This window comes from Deferribacterota bacterium (assembly GCA_034189185.1).
In the GTDB taxonomy this organism is placed as follows: Bacteria; Chrysiogenota; Deferribacteres; order Deferribacterales; family UBA228; genus UBA228.
Window position 1 is genome coordinate 19201 of record JAXHVM010000002.1, and the last position, 18999, is coordinate 38199.

21 protein-coding genes are annotated in these 18999 nt (G+C 31.5%); 13 read left to right on the plus strand and 8 right to left on the minus strand.

The genetic code is table 11. The features are described from left to right. Positions 1 to 2: 2 nt before the first annotated feature. From recA to dnaB, 5 genes are read left to right on the plus strand one after another with little or no spacing between them, the layout of a single operon-like run. Positions 3 to 1043, plus strand: a complete 1041-nt coding sequence (gene recA, locus SVN78_00295) for a recombinase RecA (protein MDY6820043.1) — start codon at positions 3 to 5, stop codon at positions 1041 to 1043. Continuing rightward, positions 1036 to 2130: a PilT/PilU family type 4a pilus ATPase gene (locus SVN78_00300; GenBank protein ID MDY6820044.1), complete on the plus strand. Its 1095-nt coding sequence runs from the start codon at positions 1036 to 1038 to the stop codon at positions 2128 to 2130. Before recA ends, SVN78_00300 begins: the two co-directional genes overlap by 8 nt. Then, a complete protein-coding gene (locus SVN78_00305) occupies positions 2123 to 2581 on the plus strand; it encodes a regulatory protein RecX (GenBank protein MDY6820045.1) in 459 nt (152 codons plus the stop codon). Before SVN78_00300 ends, SVN78_00305 begins: the two co-directional genes overlap by 8 nt. Continuing rightward, positions 2562 to 3008, plus strand: coding sequence for a 50S ribosomal protein L9 (gene rplI, locus SVN78_00310; protein ID MDY6820046.1), 447 nt, complete (start codon positions 2562 to 2564; stop codon positions 3006 to 3008). The genes SVN78_00305 and rplI overlap by 20 nt, the downstream gene beginning before the upstream one ends. Next, positions 2995 to 4344, plus strand: a complete 1350-nt coding sequence (gene dnaB, locus SVN78_00315; protein MDY6820047.1) for a replicative DNA helicase — start codon at positions 2995 to 2997, stop codon at positions 4342 to 4344. The genes rplI and dnaB overlap by 14 nt, the downstream gene beginning before the upstream one ends. On the opposite strand, the gene SVN78_00320 is transcribed toward dnaB, so the two are convergent. From SVN78_00320 to SVN78_00350, 7 genes are read right to left on the minus strand one after another with little or no spacing between them, the layout of a single operon-like run. After that, entirely contained in the window at positions 4341 to 5531 is a 1191-nt protein-coding gene (locus SVN78_00320) for a M24 family metallopeptidase (protein MDY6820048.1), read from the minus strand. The genes dnaB and SVN78_00320 overlap by 4 nt on opposite strands. Then, the gene (locus SVN78_00325; protein ID MDY6820049.1) at positions 5532 to 6416 is read right to left on the minus strand and encodes a sigma-70 family RNA polymerase sigma factor; all 885 of its coding nucleotides are present in this window, start codon (positions 6414 to 6416) and stop codon (positions 5532 to 5534) included. 51 nt (positions 6417 to 6467) lie between these two features. Beyond that, positions 6468 to 7076 (minus strand): rRNA adenine N-6-methyltransferase family protein, encoded by a 609-nt coding sequence (locus SVN78_00330; GenBank protein ID MDY6820050.1) that lies wholly within the window; start codon positions 7074 to 7076, stop codon positions 6468 to 6470. A 4-nt stretch (positions 7077 to 7080) separates the two neighbouring features. After that, a complete protein-coding gene (gene argB, locus SVN78_00335) occupies positions 7081 to 7947 on the minus strand; it encodes an acetylglutamate kinase (GenBank protein ID MDY6820051.1) in 867 nt (288 codons plus the stop codon). Next, a complete protein-coding gene (locus tag SVN78_00340) occupies positions 7944 to 8666 on the minus strand; it encodes a septal ring lytic transglycosylase RlpA family protein (GenBank protein MDY6820052.1) in 723 nt (240 codons plus the stop codon). The genes argB and SVN78_00340 overlap by 4 nt, the downstream gene beginning before the upstream one ends. Positions 8667 to 8673: 7 nt before the next feature. Next, on the minus strand, positions 8674 to 9726 hold the full coding sequence (mnmH, locus tag SVN78_00345) for a tRNA 2-selenouridine(34) synthase MnmH (protein MDY6820053.1): 1053 nt from the start codon (positions 9724 to 9726) through the stop codon (positions 8674 to 8676). Then, entirely contained in the window at positions 9704 to 11203 is a 1500-nt protein-coding gene (locus SVN78_00350) for a leucyl aminopeptidase (protein MDY6820054.1), read from the minus strand. The genes mnmH and SVN78_00350 overlap by 23 nt, the downstream gene beginning before the upstream one ends. Before the next feature lie 56 nt (positions 11204 to 11259). Between SVN78_00350 and SVN78_00355 the strand changes: the two genes are divergently transcribed. The 8 genes from SVN78_00355 to SVN78_00390 are packed head-to-tail and all read left to right on the plus strand — an operon-like array spanning position 11260 to position 17762. Next, positions 11260 to 12039 carry an AAA family ATPase gene (locus SVN78_00355; protein ID MDY6820055.1) on the plus strand — a complete coding sequence of 260 codons (780 nt, stop codon included), beginning with the start codon at positions 11260 to 11262 and terminating at the stop codon, positions 12037 to 12039. After that, complete coding sequence (locus SVN78_00360; protein MDY6820056.1) at positions 12017 to 12865, plus strand: ParB/RepB/Spo0J family partition protein; 849 nt, start codon at positions 12017 to 12019, stop codon at positions 12863 to 12865. The genes SVN78_00355 and SVN78_00360 overlap by 23 nt, the downstream gene beginning before the upstream one ends. Next, positions 12859 to 13269 (plus strand): polymer-forming cytoskeletal protein, encoded by a 411-nt coding sequence (locus SVN78_00365; GenBank protein MDY6820057.1) that lies wholly within the window; start codon positions 12859 to 12861, stop codon positions 13267 to 13269. Before SVN78_00360 ends, SVN78_00365 begins: the two co-directional genes overlap by 7 nt. Continuing rightward, the gene (gene tpiA, locus SVN78_00370) at positions 13226 to 13993 is read left to right on the plus strand and encodes a triose-phosphate isomerase (protein ID MDY6820058.1); all 768 of its coding nucleotides are present in this window, start codon (positions 13226 to 13228) and stop codon (positions 13991 to 13993) included. The genes SVN78_00365 and tpiA overlap by 44 nt, the downstream gene beginning before the upstream one ends. A gap of 30 nt (positions 13994 to 14023) precedes the next feature. Further along, positions 14024 to 14332 (plus strand): preprotein translocase subunit SecG, encoded by a 309-nt coding sequence (gene secG, locus SVN78_00375; GenBank protein MDY6820059.1) that lies wholly within the window; start codon positions 14024 to 14026, stop codon positions 14330 to 14332. Beyond that, on the plus strand, positions 14329 to 15972 hold the full coding sequence (locus SVN78_00380; GenBank protein ID MDY6820060.1) for a peptide-binding protein: 1644 nt from the start codon (positions 14329 to 14331) through the stop codon (positions 15970 to 15972). The genes secG and SVN78_00380 overlap by 4 nt, the downstream gene beginning before the upstream one ends. Before the next feature lie 6 nt (positions 15973 to 15978). Then, entirely contained in the window at positions 15979 to 16953 is a 975-nt protein-coding gene (locus SVN78_00385; GenBank protein ID MDY6820061.1) for an ABC transporter permease, read from the plus strand. Between the two features lie 2 nt (positions 16954 to 16955). Then, the gene (locus SVN78_00390; protein MDY6820062.1) at positions 16956 to 17762 is read left to right on the plus strand and encodes an ABC transporter permease; all 807 of its coding nucleotides are present in this window, start codon (positions 16956 to 16958) and stop codon (positions 17760 to 17762) included. 15 nt (positions 17763 to 17777) lie between these two features. Here the strand turns inward: SVN78_00390 and SVN78_00395 are convergent, their stop codons facing one another. Beyond that, the gene (locus tag SVN78_00395; protein MDY6820063.1) at positions 17778 to 18908 is read right to left on the minus strand and encodes an N-acetyltransferase; all 1131 of its coding nucleotides are present in this window, start codon (positions 18906 to 18908) and stop codon (positions 17778 to 17780) included. Between the last annotated feature and the right edge of the window lie 91 nt (positions 18909 to 18999).

The following is an 18999-nucleotide window of genomic DNA, read 5'->3' on the forward strand; positions in this document are numbered from 1 at the left end:
AAATGGATGACAACAAAGAAAAATATAAGGCTATTGATTTAGCATTATCAAAGATAGAGAAAGACTTTGGCAAAGGCTCTATTATGCGCCTTGGTGATAGAGCAAAGGAAAAATTACCTGTTATATCAACAGGAGCACTATCTCTCGATATAGCAACTGGTATAGGTGGCATACCTAGGGGTAGGATTGTAGAAATATATGGGAGAGAATCAAGTGGAAAGACAACATTAGCTCTACATATGATTGCTGAAGCCCAAAAGGCTGGAGGAGTTGCTGCCTTTATTGATGCAGAACACGCATTAGATCCAACATATGCAAAGGCTATTGGTGTTGACACAGACAACCTTTTAGTATCACAACCTGATACTGGAGAATCTGCATTAGAAATTACAGAAACTTTGGTAAGGAGTGGTGCAGTTGATATTGTAGTTATAGATTCAGTTGCAGCTCTAACTCCAAAAGCCGAGATAGAAGGTGATATGGGAGATGCTCATATGGGTTTACAAGCTAGGCTTATGAGCCAAGCATTGAGAAAGCTGGCATCAATAGTGAGTAAAACAAAAACCTCTCTATTATTCATAAATCAAATAAGGCAAAAAATAGGTATTATGTTTGGAAATCCTGAAACTACCACTGGAGGCAATGCTCTAAAATTTTATGCCACAATGAGAATAGAAGTAAAAGATACCTCAGTTATTAAAAGCAAAGATGAAGCAATTGGTAAACATGTTATAGCAAAAATAGTTAAAAACAAGGTTGCACCCCCCTTTAAAAAGGCAGAATTTGATATATTAAATGATGGCATATCTAGAGAATTAATACTTTTAGACTATGGTGTAAATTATGGAATAATAGAAAAGTTAGGCACTTGGTATAGTTATAATAATACAAAGCTAGGGCAAGGCAGGGAAAATGCTAGAGATTTCCTAAAAAATAATAAAGAGCTTACTGATGAAATGGAAAGAAAGATAAAAGAAAAGCTAGGCCTATTAAACACAGACGTTAATACAAACAATAAAAAGGGAGAGGGAAAAGATGTATAATCTTAGAGAAGTCTTTAACCGTGCATTACAAGAAAAAGCTTCTGACATACACCTTAAAGCTGGTAAAAGCCCTGTATTTAGGTTAAATGGCACATTAAAAACTGTAGATACCTTTCCAAGATTATTACCAGAAGATACAGAAGAAATACTAAAACATATTATACCAGAGCATTTAAAAAAAATTTTTGATGAAAAATATGAAGCTGACTTTTCAGTGGGCTTTAAAAAGTTGGGCAGGTTTAGAGTAAATGCTTACAAACAAAGAGGGACAATTGCCCTATCATTAAGATCCATACCCTTTGAAGTCCCAGATATAGATAGTTTAAACCTGCCAAGTATTATAAAGAAATTAGCTCTTGAAAACAGAGGATTAATACTCATCACAGGGACTACTGGTAGTGGTAAATCAACAACCTTGGCCTCAATGATTAACTATATAAATGAAAGAAAAAGTGTTAATATTATAACAATAGAGGATCCTATAGAGTACTTATTATCTGATAAAAAATCTATTATTTCTCAAAGAGAACTAGGGACAGATACAACCTCTTTTTCATTGTCATTAAGACAATCACTAAGGCAAGACCCTGATATAATCTTAGTTGGTGAAATGAGAGATGTGGAAACTGTAGAAACAGCACTAATGGCTGCTGAAACAGGTCACCTCGTTTTATCAACGCTACACACCCTTGATGCGCCAGAAACAATTAACAGAATAGTCTCGCTCTTTCCGCCCTATCACCAAAATAATATCAGATACCAGCTATCCTCAGTTTTAAAAGCAATTGTCTCGCAAAGACTTATGCCTAAAGCAGGAGGAGGTGGTAGAATCCCTGCAGTTGAGATTATGGTTAATACTGAAGCAGTTAAAGAATGTATCGTAGATAATACAAAAATTAAACGTATAAAAGATTATATTGAGGATGGTAAAAATATTTATGGATCACAAACCTTTGATCAGTCTATATTTGAACATTACAAAAAAGGACTGGTTACCTTCGAAGAAGCTATCAAATGGGTTACAAGCCCTGATAATTTTCAACTAAAGGTTAGTGGGATAGTAAGCTATAATAATAAAGATGGATAATATATATCTAAGGGCAAAAAAATATCTGTACAAGATTTTAGCTAGAAGAGATTATACTAAATATGAATTAAAATTAAAATTAAAAAATAAATTTAGTCTAGATGAAGATTCAATAGATAAAATTATTAAGGATCTTGAAAATAATCACTTAATTGATGATAAAAGGTATAAAAATCTGTTTATTGAAAATAAAATTAGAAATGGATATGGTCTAGTATATATAAAATATACATTATATAAAAAGGGTATTGAAGCATCTGAAGAAGAAATCTATAATATTGCTAGTAAAAATGGATATAATTTTAAAGATATAATGAATGATTTATTAGAGAAAAAGAACTTAAAGAGTGTTGAAAAAAAATATAATTTCTTAATCAGAAGAGGTTTTACAGCTCAAGAAGTAAAAGATATATTAAAGGAGGAAATACACAATGGAAGTACTTTTTTTTAAAGACGTTGAAGGTGTAGCTAAAGCAGGTGAAATAAAAAATGTTAAAGATGGATTTGCAAGGAATTATCTCTTTAAAAAGAAATTAGCAGTAAAGGCAACTAAAGGAAACAGAGAGAAATTAAAGAAACTGCAAGAAAAGCTTTTACAAGAAGAAGCAGCAAAGATAAAAAGAGCAGAAGAATTGTCTAAAAAAATAGAGGAGACTAAAATAAGTTTTACAAAAAAATCTGGAGAAAAAGGACGTCTCTATGGTGCAGTAACAAGTCAGGATATTGCAAATGAATTATCAAACAAAGGTATTGATATTGACAAGAAACAAATAGCTCTAGAAAACCCTATCAAAGAGTTGGGAACTCATAAGATAACAATAAATTTATATAAGAATATAAAAGCTACCCTTGAGGTTGAAGTAAATGGAGAAAGCTAATTATACGACCTCAAAAATACCTCCCCACAATTTAGAGGCTGAACAAGCAGTTTTAGCATCTATTATATTAGATGAAAGAGCACTTGATAAAATTATTAACTTTATAAATAAAGATGATTTTTACCATCCCTATCACAAGCTAATCTATGGAACTCTAATAGAGCTTAGCAAGGAAAATAAGCCCTTAGATCTAATTACTCTGGTATCTAAACTAGAAGATAAAAATAAGCTAGCAGAAGCAGGTGATTACTCTTATATATCATCCTTAGTTGAGATGCTCCCAAATGCATCAAATATTTTTTACTATGCAGAAGTTGTAAAGGAAAAATCACTTCTAAGAAAGCTTATTAATATATCAAGGGAGATTAGTGAAAAATCCTACACATGCACTGGTAATATAGATGAATTGTTAGACGAACTTGAAAAAAACGTTTTTAAATTATCCGAATATAAATTAAGTGATAATATGCAACCCTTAGGTAATTTGATTGAAGATGCCCTGCACAGCCTAGAGACTGTTTATCAAAATCAAGGAAGCACATCAGGTTTACCTACTAGCTATATAGACTTAGATAAATTAATTGAGGGTTTTCAACCTGGAGATTTCGCAATTGTTGCAGGTAGACCTAGTATGGGTAAAACTGCATTTGCAATAAATATTGCAGTTAATATAGCAAGTAAATTAAAAAAATCTGTAGCTATTTTTTCATTAGAGATGTCAGCTAGACAGCTAGTACAGAGAATTATATCAAGTGAGGCACGAATAAATTCAACAAAATTAAAAAATGGATCTCTTTCGCTAGAGGAATGGCAAAATCTTGCAGCAGTTGGAAGCAATTTGAGTGAATTAAAATTATTTATTGATGATACACCGGCTGTATCAGTTATGGAAATTAGGGGCAAATGTAGAAGGCTGAAAAGAGAATATGGGCTTGATCTTATTATTATTGATTATCTGCAATTAATGGGTGGCAGTAGGGCTGACAATAGAGAGCAGCAAATATCTGAAATTTCTAGATCAATAAAATCACTAGCAAAAGAACTTGATGTCCCAATAATAGCATTATCACAATTAAACAGAAGTGTAGAAGCTAGAACTGATAAAAGGCCCTATCCATCTGATTTAAGGGAGTCTGGCGCAATAGAACAAGATGCAGATTTAATCCTGTTTTTATATAGAGATGAGGTTTATAATAAAGACACTAAGTTACAAGGTATAGCTGAAATTATAGTATCTAAGCATAGAAATGGCCCAACTGGTACGGCTTATCTTGCCTTCATAAAGGAATGTACTAGATTTGAAAATGCTGCGCTAGAAGGAATTGTTGGTAGTTAAAGCTCTATAATTTTATTACAATTGCCAGTAATTGATATTGCACCTTCTTTTGTTATTAAATAAGTATTTTCACTGCCTACTATACATCTATTATCAACACATTTTTTGGGCTCAACAGCCAAAGTCATAGATTCCTCTAAAGGATCTAAAAAACTTCTAGCTATTACAGGATATTCATCAACAGTCAGCCCTATACCATGACCTAAAAACTTTACTTGGTTTGAACCATATCCCATGAAATTTATTTTAAAATCCTTATCTAAGCTATTCATTATTGTTTCATATATATTTGCAGGTATACCACCTGGCTTCATCATACTAACTATTAAGCCTTCAATTTCGATGCACTTTTCATGCTCATATCCAATATTTTTCTCTGCACTACCTAGACAATAGACAATAGTTTTGTCAGTATTATAACCACCTATATTACAAACCATATCAATGATAATTGTATCTCCTTTTCTAAGTAACCTTTCTTTGCTCCCAAAAAAAGGCGCAGAAGTACTTAAGCCTTTAGAGCCAACAGGACCATCATGAGCGTTATAAAAACAACCATTCTCACTAAAACTAACATCCCCTGTGAACAATCCTATGCTCAAATTATTTGACCTTGTTATTAGCTCGTGACCTCTATCAACCATATAACTATAAATCTTAAATCCCAGTTCAAATTCACTAATGCCTTCTTTTATTTCGTTTCTCGCAAACTTTTCCAAGGCATCCCTCAAAATAATTCCAGAAGCCTTCTGCATTTCAATCTCATATTCACTCTTAACTGCTCTTGTCATATAATAGGGCTTATCTAAGGCTAATATATCTGAAAAAGCAAAATATTTATTAAATCTCTCAGAGGTAAGTATATTTGTTTTAGCCTTATGCATATATAATCTGCCTCTGTTTGCCTTGATATGATCCTTTATCTGCCTAAAACTCCTTATAGGATAAATATTTCTTAAAGGGCTTTCAATTATTGCCCTATCATAGCTCTTTTTCACAAAGAATAATGATTCTGAGTCTCTTGGAATTATAAAAACACCGTTCTGCATAGTTCCTGTAAAATAGAATATATCTAAACTATCAAAAAAAACAGCCAAAGCCCATTCACTATCATAAAGACTTAGGTTTTTTCTAAATCTTTCTTCTCTAATAATTAATTCATTTTCTAAATTGTATTTTTTAACCATTTATAAAATCTGCTCTATATTCATTCTTTTGTTGTTCACTAGATTTTTTAATTTATCTAATACCCTTTTTTCAATTTGTCTTACCCTTTCTCTAGTAATAGAGAAATCCTCACCAATCTTTTCTAAAGTCTCCTGCTCACATCCATTTAAACCAAATCTTCTTATTATAATATCTTTTTCTGTATCATTAAGACAATCGAGTAACTTATTCAAAAGTCTTTGTAAGCTCTTGTTACGTGCCACTGTATATGGATCTAGCTCTTCATTCTCAATAACAATCAATTCATGGAGCGTTACCTTCTCATCATCCTTTAAAGGATAATCCATTGAAGAATCTTGCCTCATTGCATCATACACCCTTTTTAATAAATCCATGGTTATATCAGTGTGCTTGGCAATTTCTGATATAGTTGGCTCTCTGCCTAGCCTATGTTTTAACCTATCTTGTGTTTTTAACACTTTGTTGATTAGCTCAGTTATATGTATAGGTATACGCACGATTTTTGTTTGATTTAGTAGTGCCCTTTCAATTGACTGTTTTATCCACCATGTAGCATAGGTGCTAAATTTAAACCCCTTTGTATAGTCAAATTTTTCAACTGCTCTTATTAGCCCAATATTACCCTCCATAGCAAGATCTGGTAGAGATAAACCCCTACCAGTATATTTTTTAGCAATTGCTACAACCAATCTAAGGTTAGATTTTATCATCAAATCCTTAGCCTCTTGATCACCCTCTTGTATCTTCTTTGCTAATTCTGACTCTTCTTCCCTTGTTAGTATTGGGTATGAAGAAATCTCCTTAAGATATATCCTAAAGATTTCAATATTTGTAACATTTTGAATTAATGCCGAATTATTATCAGAATTTTTAAAATCACTCACACTTTCCCCCCATGCACAAAATATAATTATATTTTTTTATATAATATTATTTTAATCTAATATAAAATCAACAAACTTACAAGGCGCCAACTTATAAATTAACAATTTATTGACGTCTTTCACAATTTTAACTATCCTGCCTTTGTAAGGCAGAACCATAACTCCTCCCACATAAAGCTGTTCTACTAATAAATCTGGAACCTGAGTCAACTCTGCTGATATAATTATATTATTAAATGGGGCGTATTTAGGGAGCCCCTCAATACCGTTTGATAGGCTAAATATAACATTGCCAATATAAAGTTTTCTTATAACATTTGAAGCTCTTAGGTATAACTTTGGGTTAATCTCAATCGTATAGACATCTCTAAATATGTTAGCTAATATAGCAGTTTGATACCCTGAACCTGTTCCAACTTCTAAAACATTATGCTCTTTTTTCAAATTTAGATAAGAGATCATATATGCCATTGTAGATGGCTTAGTCATAGTTTGATTAAAACCAATAGGCAGAGATAAATCCATATAAATCTTATATTTTAAAGCCTTGTCAAGAAAATATTCCCTAGGAACCTTACCAAAAGCTTCCATTATTAATCCATTATTATTGCAGGATGGTCCTATAATTTCATTTAAAAATCTTTCTTTTCTTGTCAACATAAAACTATCTTACTATCTGCGTTCCTATCCCTTTATCTGTAAATAGTTCTAACAATAGTGAATGTATAATGGTTCCATTTATAATATGTACTTTATTAACCCCTGATCTAACAGCATGAATAACGGCCTCTAATTTTGGTATCATCCCACCGTTAATATAACCCTCACTGTTTAAGCTCTCAAGCTTATCTAATGTAATAGTTGAAACTAACTTCCCACTTTTATCAAGTAAGCCCTCTACATCTGTAAGCACAATTAATTTTTCAGCATTTAAAGAGGCAGCTAAATAACCAGCAACCATATCAGCATTTATATTATAGGTTACAAACTCTTCATCAACCCCAATTGGAGCAATAACAGGTATATAACTACTTTCCACTTGTTTTATTAGTTCACTATTTATAGCTGTAATTATACCAACCTGCCCTAAATCAACAAATTTATTATCTGAATACATCTTCTTCTTCTCAACTCTTATTATTGGGCCATCTTTTCCAGAGAGACCAATCGCTTTACCACCCATTTTATTAATTAAATTGACTATATCTTTATTGACATTGCCAGATAACACCATTTCAACTAATTCCATTGTCTCATTATCGGTAATCCTAAGTCCGTTTACAAATTTTGATTTAACCCCAACCCTTTTTAATAATGTATTAATTTGAGGTCCTCCCCCATGAACTATAATTATATTTATACCTATAAACTTCAGAAGCACAATATCCTTTGCAAAGTTAGCACGTAAATTTTCATCTACCATTGCAGAACCACCATATTTAATAACAATAGTCTTGCCATAAAACCTTCTGATATAAGGTAGAGCTTCAATTAGGATATTGGCTTTCTTTATTTCATTTTCTATATTCATTTTTCAGCTATAACAAAAGCATCGGGGTAGACACCCTGAATATCTCTTAAAAAATCCTCTGCTTTTTCCCTATCTTTAAAACCACAAATATAAACTCTATAAAAGATTTTTCCATTTATATCAACGCTTTTAATCTTTGTATTATCCAATCTATTTGCTAGATTAGTTGCATTACTATAGGAATTAAAAGATCCTATCTGAATTGCAAAGCTCCCTTTATCTATATCTAATTTTTTACCTCTTACCATATAGTAATTGGGGTTTTCCGATAAAAGCGTTACCCTAACCCGTGCAAGTCCTTTATCAACTATGCCAATTTTTTTAGCAGCGCTATAGGACAAATCAATTATCCTACCTCTGACAAAAGGCCCTCTATCATTAATTCTAACTACAACTTTTTTACCATTTTCTAAATTATCTACTGAAACATAACTTCCAAGCGGAAGGGTTTTATGTGCAGCTGTCATCTTATACATATCATAAACCTCACCACTAGCTGTTAATTGCCCATGCTCTTCACTACCATACCAAGATGCTATACCTGTCTCAGTGTATTTATCTACACTAGCTAAAGGATAGTAGGTCACCCCCCTAATAACATAGGGTTTGCCATAACTTACCCTAGAATATTTAGTATTACTACTATAATATCTACCATAATAGGAATCCCCTTGCGCAGAATTTGCACAAGAGACAATATAAAAGGCAAAAAAATACAAAATACACCTAAACAAAATTCTTATATAAATCTTTAAGTTTATCGACAACCTCCGATAAATTATTAGCATTAAGATTAATACTAATATTTTTTGGATATGATTTCTCATATAAGGGGTCATAATAATCTAGAATAATTTTTTCGCTAAACTCATAAAATCTGTTCTGACATAACAATTCTCTTAGTAATTCTATATCATTTTTACTCATATATCTCTTTATCTTATCGAAGCATTTAATAATTTCTTCCTTATATAGTTGTGGTTTATACTCCTGGATAATAAAGTCAACCCGTTTTTTTAGTTCTCTGTCAATATATACATTAATGCCAGATCTCATATTTTGAAATAATCTTTTAGGTACAGAAACCTTACCAATCCTTTTGCTTTCACCTTCTACAAAAACAACCTTTGGAAACTTACTCTTATACAAACTATACCAAAGTGCACTTTCAAAATTTTTTTGTGTTACCCTTTGATAATTGTCCTCACCTATATGGCCAAAATTTGAACCTTTATGTGCAGCAGCCCCCTCTAAATCTAATAGGGGTATATTTTCTTCCTCTAACAACCTTAATATTTTTGTCTTTCCACAACCTGTAGGACCATAGAGTGTTATGCACTGAGGTAAAATAGAATCCTCAAAATAATTAAATACCTTCTTGCGAAATGATTTGTATCCCCCATGCAATCTAACAGTATTAACATATAGTAGTCCTAATAAATTTTGTACAACCTTACTTCTATCACCACCCCTAAAACAATATAATAATAATGGCTTATTTCTTGCGTATGAGATAATTTCCTCTAAAGTATCTGCTAACTTATGTTGTATTAATCTTAAGGCAGTTATTCTAGCTTTATGATGAGATTCATTAACATAAATTTTACCAACCACATCCCTTTCATAATCATTTAATATAGGTATATTTACAGCTGTGGGTAAATGATCCTCAAAAAATTCTGAAGGGGATCTAACATCAATAATTGTATATGAGTTAAAACCTTTATCTATTAACTCATCTATATTGATTAGACTACTATCGCTTGTTTTTAATATCATATTCTTTAGATATTAACTCATAGAGGGTTTTAAGACCAAATGAAGTAGCACCACTGCCATATATGGGGTGTTCCTCTGTTAAAAATGCAGGCCCTGCGATATCTAGGTGTAACCATGGTGTAGTGCCTACAAACTCTTGCAAAAAAAGAGCTGCAATTATAGCACCTGCCTCTCTTTTGTCTTTTGAAATATTTTGAAGATCTGCTATTTTACTTTTTATCCTATCCTTATATCCTTTATAGAGAGGCAATCTATAGAAATCCTCCCGAGCTCTTTTAGAAGCCTCAATAAACTTAGTGGATAAATCTTCATCATTTGTAAAGTAGCCAGCACAATAACTTCCCAAAGCAACAACCATCGCACCTGTTAAAGTAGCTATATCTATAATTAATCGTGCATTATTATTTTTGACTGCATAGGCCAAACTATCAGCTAAAATTAACCTACCTTCCGCATCAGTATTTAAAATCTCAACTGTCTTTCCTGAATATGATTTATATATATCCCCTGGTTTATAACTATCTGCGCTAACACTATTCTCGACTAAGGGTATCAAAGATATAATATTACATCTAACATTTAAATCGGCTAGCAAATTTATAATAGAATATGCTATTGCTGCCCCTGACATATCACTTTTCATAGTCTCAATAAAACCAGTAGGTTTTAGATTGGTACCACCACTATCAAAGGTAACGCCCTTGCCAACAACATATATAAAATCCCTATTTTCTTTACCTTCATATCTCATCTTAATAAATCGCTGCTTATTTTTGCTACCTCTACCAACAGCTGATATTAAATTGAAACCCCTTTGTTCAATCTCTTTATCATCCCATATCTGGATGTCAATATTCTTGTTACTATTTAATCTAACATATTCGGAAAAAGTTGATGGGGTTATTTCATTTGCAGGTTCATTAATAAGGTTTCTGGCAATATCTATATGTTTAAATAAAATAGGTATATAATCATATCCATTTTCTATAAAATTAATTATTTTTTTATTAGAAGTAACTATATTTAAGGTATCCAATGAAAATTCCTTTTTATCACTTTTATATCTCTCAAAGAAATAGCTACCATAGAAAAGACCCTCTATAAATGATTTGCTGAATTCATAGCTATCAGAAATTTCAAGCACATCCTCAAAGGGAATATAATACATAGTCCTACAATATTGATCTTTTAGAAAGGTTATTGCCTTTTTCCCTGCAATTAAAAAATCTTTAGCTTCATACGTAAACTCTAAAGAATATAAAATAACACTATATTTAAAAGCACCATCCCTTATATAAGCTGTTTTTATCCTATTGTCGCTATCACCTTTATTTGCTTTAATTAGATTTTCAAAAAATCTAACATTATCTTCACCAAATATCTCCTTTAGATATAATGAGTCTTTTTTAAATGGCACAAAAACCGGATATTCTATTTTTTTCTTTAAATCTTCTTTTTTTTGAATTATAACTTTCATAATGACACCAAAATAATATAATATATTAATAATGCTTATAATACCTTATATAAATAATGATTAAAACATTGTCAATTACAAATCAAAAAGGTGGGGTTGGGAAAACAACAACTGCAGTAAATCTGGCAGCCTGTTTGTCATCAGCTGATTTTAAAATTCTCCTTATAGATATGGATCCACAAGCTAATGCCACGAGTGGATTAGGACTATTATCATCTAACATCACATATAGTATATATGATGTATTAATGAATGATGTAAATATTGAGGATGTTATACAAAAAGTTGATTTTGAGAAACTAGATATTGCACCAAGCAAGATAGATTTAACAGCAGCTGAATTAGAACTGGTAAGCATTATATCAAGAGAAAACCAGCTAAAAAAGAAGATTAATAATATTAAAAATAAATATGATTTTATAATTATTGACTGCCCTCCATCACTAGGTCTTTTAACTATAAACGCATTGGTTGCATCAGATTCAGTATTAATACCACTACAGTGCGAATACTATGCTCTAGAAGGCCTATCAAAATTGTTATCTACTATAGATTTAGTTAAAGAGGATTTAAATAGCAATCTTTCTATTGAAGGTATACTTTTAACTATGTACGATCCAAGAAACAATCTATCAAAGGAGGTCGAAAAAGAAGCAAAAAACTATTTTGGCAATCTAGTTTTTAATACAAAAATTCCACGAAATGTTAAACTATCTGAAGCCCCTAGTTACGGTCAGCCAATTATTATCTATGATGCAACCTGTAAAGGTGCAGAGAGTTATGTAGAGTTTGTAAAGGAGTTTTTAGCAAGATATGAAAAAGAAACCATTGGGTAGAGGTTTAGAGGCTCTTATACCAAGAAGTGAATCAAAAAAAGAAATATTTCAACTAAACATTGATGAAATAGTACCAAATTGCGAACAACCAAGAAAAAGCTATGATGAAGAAAGCCTTACAGAATTAGCAGAGTCAATAAAAGAGCACGGTATTATTCAACCAATAATAGTTACTAAAGTTGATAACAAATACAAAATTATAGCTGGCGAAAGGCGTTTCAGAGCTGCAAAAAAAATAAATCTAAAACAAATACCTGCTATTATCAAAAATATAGATAGGGATGGCAAAATATTAGAGTTAAGCTTAATAGAAAATATCCAGAGAGAAGATTTAAACACAGTTGACTTAGCAAGGGCCTACAAATTTTTAATTAATAGGTGTTCATATACGCAAGAGGAGTTGTCAAAAGTTATCGGGAAAAGCAGAAGCTCAATTGCAAATACCCTCAGATTATTAAAACTGCCACAGGAGGTTTTAGAAGGCTTAAAAAATAATAAAATTACTGAAGGACACGCAAGAACACTACTAGCTCTAGAAGAACAAAACTATATTAGAGATGTGTATAAGAAAATTTTAGATAATAATCTAAGTGTAAGAGAGACAGAACAACTAATAAAAAAACTAAAAAATAAAAACTCCAAAAAAATAAAAAGTGAAAACCCCTTTAAGCCTTTTATAAATGATTTAGAAAAACAGCTTGAAAATTTCTTTAATACAAAAGTAGTTATTAGTGGTAGGGAAACAAAAGGATCTATAAAAATAACCTATAATAGTAAAAAAGAGTTAGAGCAGATTATAAGTAAATTAAGAGGTGAACGATGTTAAGGCAAAGAGAAGAGCAGCCAAAAATAAATGCTTTTTTAGGGAAAGACACAAGTTTTAATGGGACCTTAGTCTTTGAGGGGGCTGTCAGAATAGATGGTTCAATGGAAGGCAACATAAAAACCAACGATACACTTGTTTTATCAGAAACATCTAAGATCAAAGCAGATATTGAGGCAGGTATAGTCAAAATATCAGGATCCTTTGATGGTAAAATTATAGCCAAAGAAAGGGTAGAGCTATATAAACCAGCAAATATTTCAGGAGTTATAAACACGCCTTCAATAACCATTGAAGATGGTGTTATCTTTAATGGTACAATAGAGATGTCTAAAACAAAAACAACATTAAAAGAGGTGAAAAGTGAAAAGAAAGGCTTTGATAGCAGCAAATTGGAAAATGAATAAGGATATCAATGAATCCTTAATTTTTATTAATAGGTTAAGTGATAAAGAAATTGATTACAATAAAGTAGATGTGCTTATAGCCCCACCATTTACAAGCTTGTATTGCATTTCTTGTGAAATCAAAAAGAAATTGCCAAACCTGCTTTTATCAGCCCAAAATATATATTTTGAAAAAGAGGGGGCTTTCACAGGTGAAATATCAGCAAAAATGGTGGGCTCAACGGGGGCAACTTTTACTATACTGGGTCACTCTGAAAGAAGGCAATATTTCAAGGAAGACGATGAGATAATTAATAAAAAAATAAAGGCTGCCCTAGATTTTAACTTAAATATTATTTTGTGTATAGGAGAAAATATATTCGAAAGAGAAGCAGACGTTGCTACTGAGGTTGTTTTGTCTCAACTAGGTAGATCCCTTAAAGATATTAACAATGACTTTATAAATAATATAGTAATAGCCTATGAGCCTGTATGGGCTATTGGCACAGGTAAAACTGCTTCTAGCGAAGATGCTAATGATATGCACAGTAAAATAAGGGGTAAAATAAAAGATTTATACAATTATGATGTTGCAGAGAATATAAAAATTCTATATGGTGGCAGCGTAAAACCTGAAAATATAAAAGAGCTAATGAATAAAGAACATATTGACGGAGCATTAGTAGGAGGCGCAAGCTTAGATGTTGAAAAATTTTATAAAATAATTAGCTTTTACAATCAATAAATATAGTAAGAAATAAAAGGAGGGTTTCAATTGTTTACAATAATATTAGCTATACATATATTTGTTTGTTTACTACTTGTACTTGCAATATTGATACAACCTAGTAAAAGTTCAGATCTTAGTTCTACATTGGGAGGGGGTATAGCTACAGATTTATTTGGCCCTGGTGCCCCTGCTAGTATTATGAATAAAATAACTACAATCCTAGTAATTATATTTATGCTTACTTCAATTAGTTTAACCATTCTCTCAAAGGGTACCTATGAAAGCTCTGTAATAAATGAAATGCAAAATAACAAGATAAACACTCAGGAAAACATCCCCACTGAAAGCAAATGAATAAAAAAATAGCTACTTTACTTTTATTACTTGTTCTTATTATAGTCTCTTGTAGTGATAACAATAATACAAACAAAGAAAAAGATAGCGGAAAAATTGCTCAAATAGAAAATGAACGATATGGAGGCGTATTAATTGAAGGCAGCATTGGTGATGCAAACAATTTAATACCTATATTAGCTAATGATTTAACCTCCCATATGATAGCCTCAATGGTCTATAATGGATTGTTAAAATATGACAAAAATTTAAAATTAGTGGGTGATCTAGCAAAAAGCTGGAGAGTATCTGAAGATAGAAAAGAAATAACCTTTACTTTAAAGGAAGATGTTAAATGGCATGATGGCAAACCCTTCACAGCTGATGATGTAATATTTACATATAATACAATTGTAGATGATAATACACCCACACCCTATGATGCTGATTTTAGAAAAATAACTAAGATAGAAAAAATAAATAACTATAAAATTAAAGTCTACTATGATGAACCATACGCACCTGCACTTGCTTCTTGGACAATGCATATACTTCCAAAACATCTATTAGAAAATTCAGATATTACCAAATCCTATCTTCAAAGGAAGCCTGTAGGGACTGGACCCTTTAAATTTAGTAATTGGGATGCAGGCTCATATATAAAATTAATATCAAATGAAGACTATTTTGCTAAAAGGCCTTTTCTAGCTGGTTATATACTAAGAATAATACCAGACCAAACAAGTATGTTTATGGAATTATTAAACGAAAAAATTGATTTAATGAACCTAACCCCCATTCAATACACCAAACAAACAAACAATAGTAGATTTACAGATAAATTTAATAAATTTAAGTATCTATCTGATACTTATACCTTTGTTGGATATAACCTAGAAAAAGAAATCTTTAAAGACAAAAGAGTTAGGCAGGCATTAAGTTATGCAACACCAAAAGAGAAAATAATTTCAGGGGTTCTTTTAGGTTTGGGAAAGATAGCTACTGGTCCTTATAAACCAGGAACAACTTGGTATAATGAAAATATAAAAAGATATGAATATAACATAGAAAAAGCAAAGATGCTCTTAGATGAGGCTGGTTATCACTATGACAAAGAAGAGAATATAAGAAAAAAGGGAGATAATAGATTGTCCTTTACTATTATAACTAACCAAGGCAATGAAAACAGAAAAAAAGTTGCTACTATATTACAAGAAAGCTGGGAAAAAATAGGGGTTAATATTGATATAAGAGTATTAGAATGGGCAACCTTTATCAATGAATATATTAATAAAAGAAATTTTGATGCTGTTGTATTAGCGTGGAATATTGTCCCTGATCCAGACATTTATGATGTCTGGCATTCAAGTAGATGCAAGAAAGGCGGGCTAAACTTTACATGCTACAAAAATAAAGAACTCGATAAATTAATTGAAAAAGGGAGAAAGACCTTTGATACAGAAGAAAGGAGAGCAATATATTTTAAGATACAGGAAATATTAGCAGAAGAACAACCTTATACATTCTTATATTACCCAGATGCACTAGTTGGATTACACAAAAGATTTCACAATGTAAAACCAGCACCAGCTGGTATAAAATATAATATCGAAGAGTGGTTTGTACCCAAAAATGAGAGAATCTATAACTACGTTCCCTAGCACATAATGCTAACATATATCATAAAGCGATTACTTCTAATGATCCCTCTACTTATTGGTATAACATTTATCTGTTTCATAGTAATACATTTAGCCCCAGGGGACCCAACGGAAATAACAAATGCACTAAACCCAAAAGCTAGTGAACTAGCAAGGGAACGGTTCAGAAAGATGTATAACCTAGATAAACCTTTGCATATCCAATATTATCTATGGTTAAAAAAATTTGTAGTCTTTGATTTTGGAAACTCCTTTACACAAGATAGACGCCCTGTATTAGAAAAAATTATTGAGAGACTACCCCTAACAATTTATCTAAATATTAGCGCACTTATTATTATATTTATGGTAGCTATCCCCTTAGGAGTTTTTTCTGCCTACTACAGAGATAGCCTTTTTGACAAAATAACAACAATATTTGTCTTTATTGGTTTTGCAATCCCATCTTTCTGGTTAGCCTTGTTATGTTTGTATTATTTTGGGGTTATTTTACATATATTACCTATATCAGGTATACATTCATACAATTTTGAGAAACTAAGTTTATTAGGGAAATTGCTTGATATTGCTAAACATTCGCTATTACCTATCTTATTATCAGCATTCTCAAGCTTGGCTGGTGTTAGTAGATATGCAAGAAATAGCACATTAGAGGTCCTCTCAGAGGATTATATTGAAGCAGCAAGGGCAAGAGGGATTAATGAAGGAAAGATTTTATTTGGCTATGCCTTTAGAAATAGTTTACTACCAATTATTACAGTAATTGGCCTTTCAATACCAGCATTAATTGGTGGGAGTGTTATCTTTGAATCTATATTTGCACTCCCTGGAATGGGGCAATTATTTTATCAATCAGTTATGATGAGAGATTACCCAACAATTATGGGCATATTAGTAATGGGCTCCTTTTTAACATTAATAGGTAATTTAATTGCAGATATTCTTTATATGATTGTTGATCCAAGAGTTAGAACAAATTGAAAATGAAGAAAAAGTATATTTTTCTATCAGTCAGCCTATTAATAATTATTTTTTTTATAGCACTCTCCCTATTTGCACCCTTTATTAGCCTTTATGATCCTAATAAAATTAATTTAAATAATATATTACTTCCTCCCTCCCAAAAACATATATTTGGAACCGATGAGTTAGGTAGAGATGTCTTCTCAAGGGTTTTATATGGGGGAAGGGTCTCTTTACTTGTTAGTTTTACTGCTGTTTTTATATCAGTTACAATTGGCACAATCTTTGGGTTAGTTGCTGGCTATTTTGGTAGATTATTAGAGGCTTTCATAATGAGGTTTGTTGATATTATGCTTTGCTTTCCAGCTTTCTTCTTAATCTTGGCAGTAATTGCATTTTTAGAACCCTCTGCATTCAATGTAATGGTTGTTATTGGCCTAACAAGTTGGATGGGGGTAACCCGTTTTGTTGCAGCCGAAACAAAATCAATTAAAAATAGAGATTTTATAATATCTGCAAAGGTAAGTGGACTTCCAACGCCCACCATAATAATAAAATATATATTGCCTAATATTTACTCACCAATCTTTGTATCTGCTGTCCTTGGAATATCCTCTGCAATAATTGTAGAATCTTCTCTAAGTTTCCTTGGTTTAGGTGTACAGCCTCCAACACCCTCTTGGGGTAACATATTAAGCTCTGGCAAGGACTATATTATGTTTGCATGGTGGCTTTCCTTGTTCCCAGGACTTGCAATATTCGCAACAGTTCTTTCTTTTAATATGCTAGGTGAGGCATTGAGGGATATTTTAGATCCAAAGAAATAAAAAACTTTTTTATCACTAGTCTAGTTTCTTTCCATATACCCTATAAACTTTAAATAGCTCACTATGCCCAAGAGAGATTAAATCATTTATCCCCTTATTATCCTCTAATACCCATGAGGCATCAAGATATCTAAAACCCTTCTTTTTAAAAACCTCTTGGGTGCTTTTAAGTAGGTGTGAAATTAAAGCAGTTGCCAATATATTTTTATGATACCTTCTCCTTACCCCCAATAGGGCACCCCTTAATAATTCATACTTTCTTAGTTTTAAACGATATAAAATTTTTAAAAAACCTAGTGGAAACAAGTGTCCATTTAAATCCTTAATTATTTCATTTAGGTTTGGAAAATTTATAAGCATGCCAGATGGAAATCCATTGTAATATGCTACAAGAGCAAAATCATCCTCTATTACATTCTTTAATTGTTTTGCTATATAGTAAAATTCATTTTCAGTGAAAGGAATAAACCCCCAATTATTTGTCCATGAATCATTGAACATATCCATTAGCATCTTAGATGCACCTTTCAATTCTTTTTTATTAACAGGCTTAACCTCAATCTTTTCTTTAGTTTTCTCAATTAATCTTATCATAAAGGGTGATAATTTTTCTGTCAAATCCAATATATAGCAATTTAAATCCTTTTCTTTTGAATAACCTAGCATCTCTAAATATTCAGCATAATATGGCTTAGCATGGCCCATCATAAAAGAAGGGGAGGAATCAAAACCTTTCACCAAAAGACCTACTTCATCATTTGTAGAGAAATTAAAGGGGCCCATAATATGCTCCATTCCCTCATTTTTTACCCATTCTTCAGCAGTCATAAGAAGCCTTCTAAATACATCGATATCATCAATAGCTTCTAAAAAACTAAAGAAACCACATTTTTCTTTATGTTGTTCTATATATAAATAATCTATATGAGCCCCAATTCTGCCAACACACCTGTTCTTATGGAAAGCCAAAAAAAACTGTACTTTAGCATGTTCAAAGAAAGGATTTTTAACGCTAAAATGCTCCTTTCTCTCTAAAATTAGAGGGGGAACCCAATAAGGATCATCCCTATATATTGCAAAGGGTAACTTGATAAAGGTCATTAAATCTCTTTTATTTTCAACTGGCTTTATTAATATATCTTCCATAATAAATTTTTATATCATAAATTATTATAAATTGGTATAAAAAAATCTTTTTATTTTAAAATTTTATTTAAATAAATAATGTATTATCAAT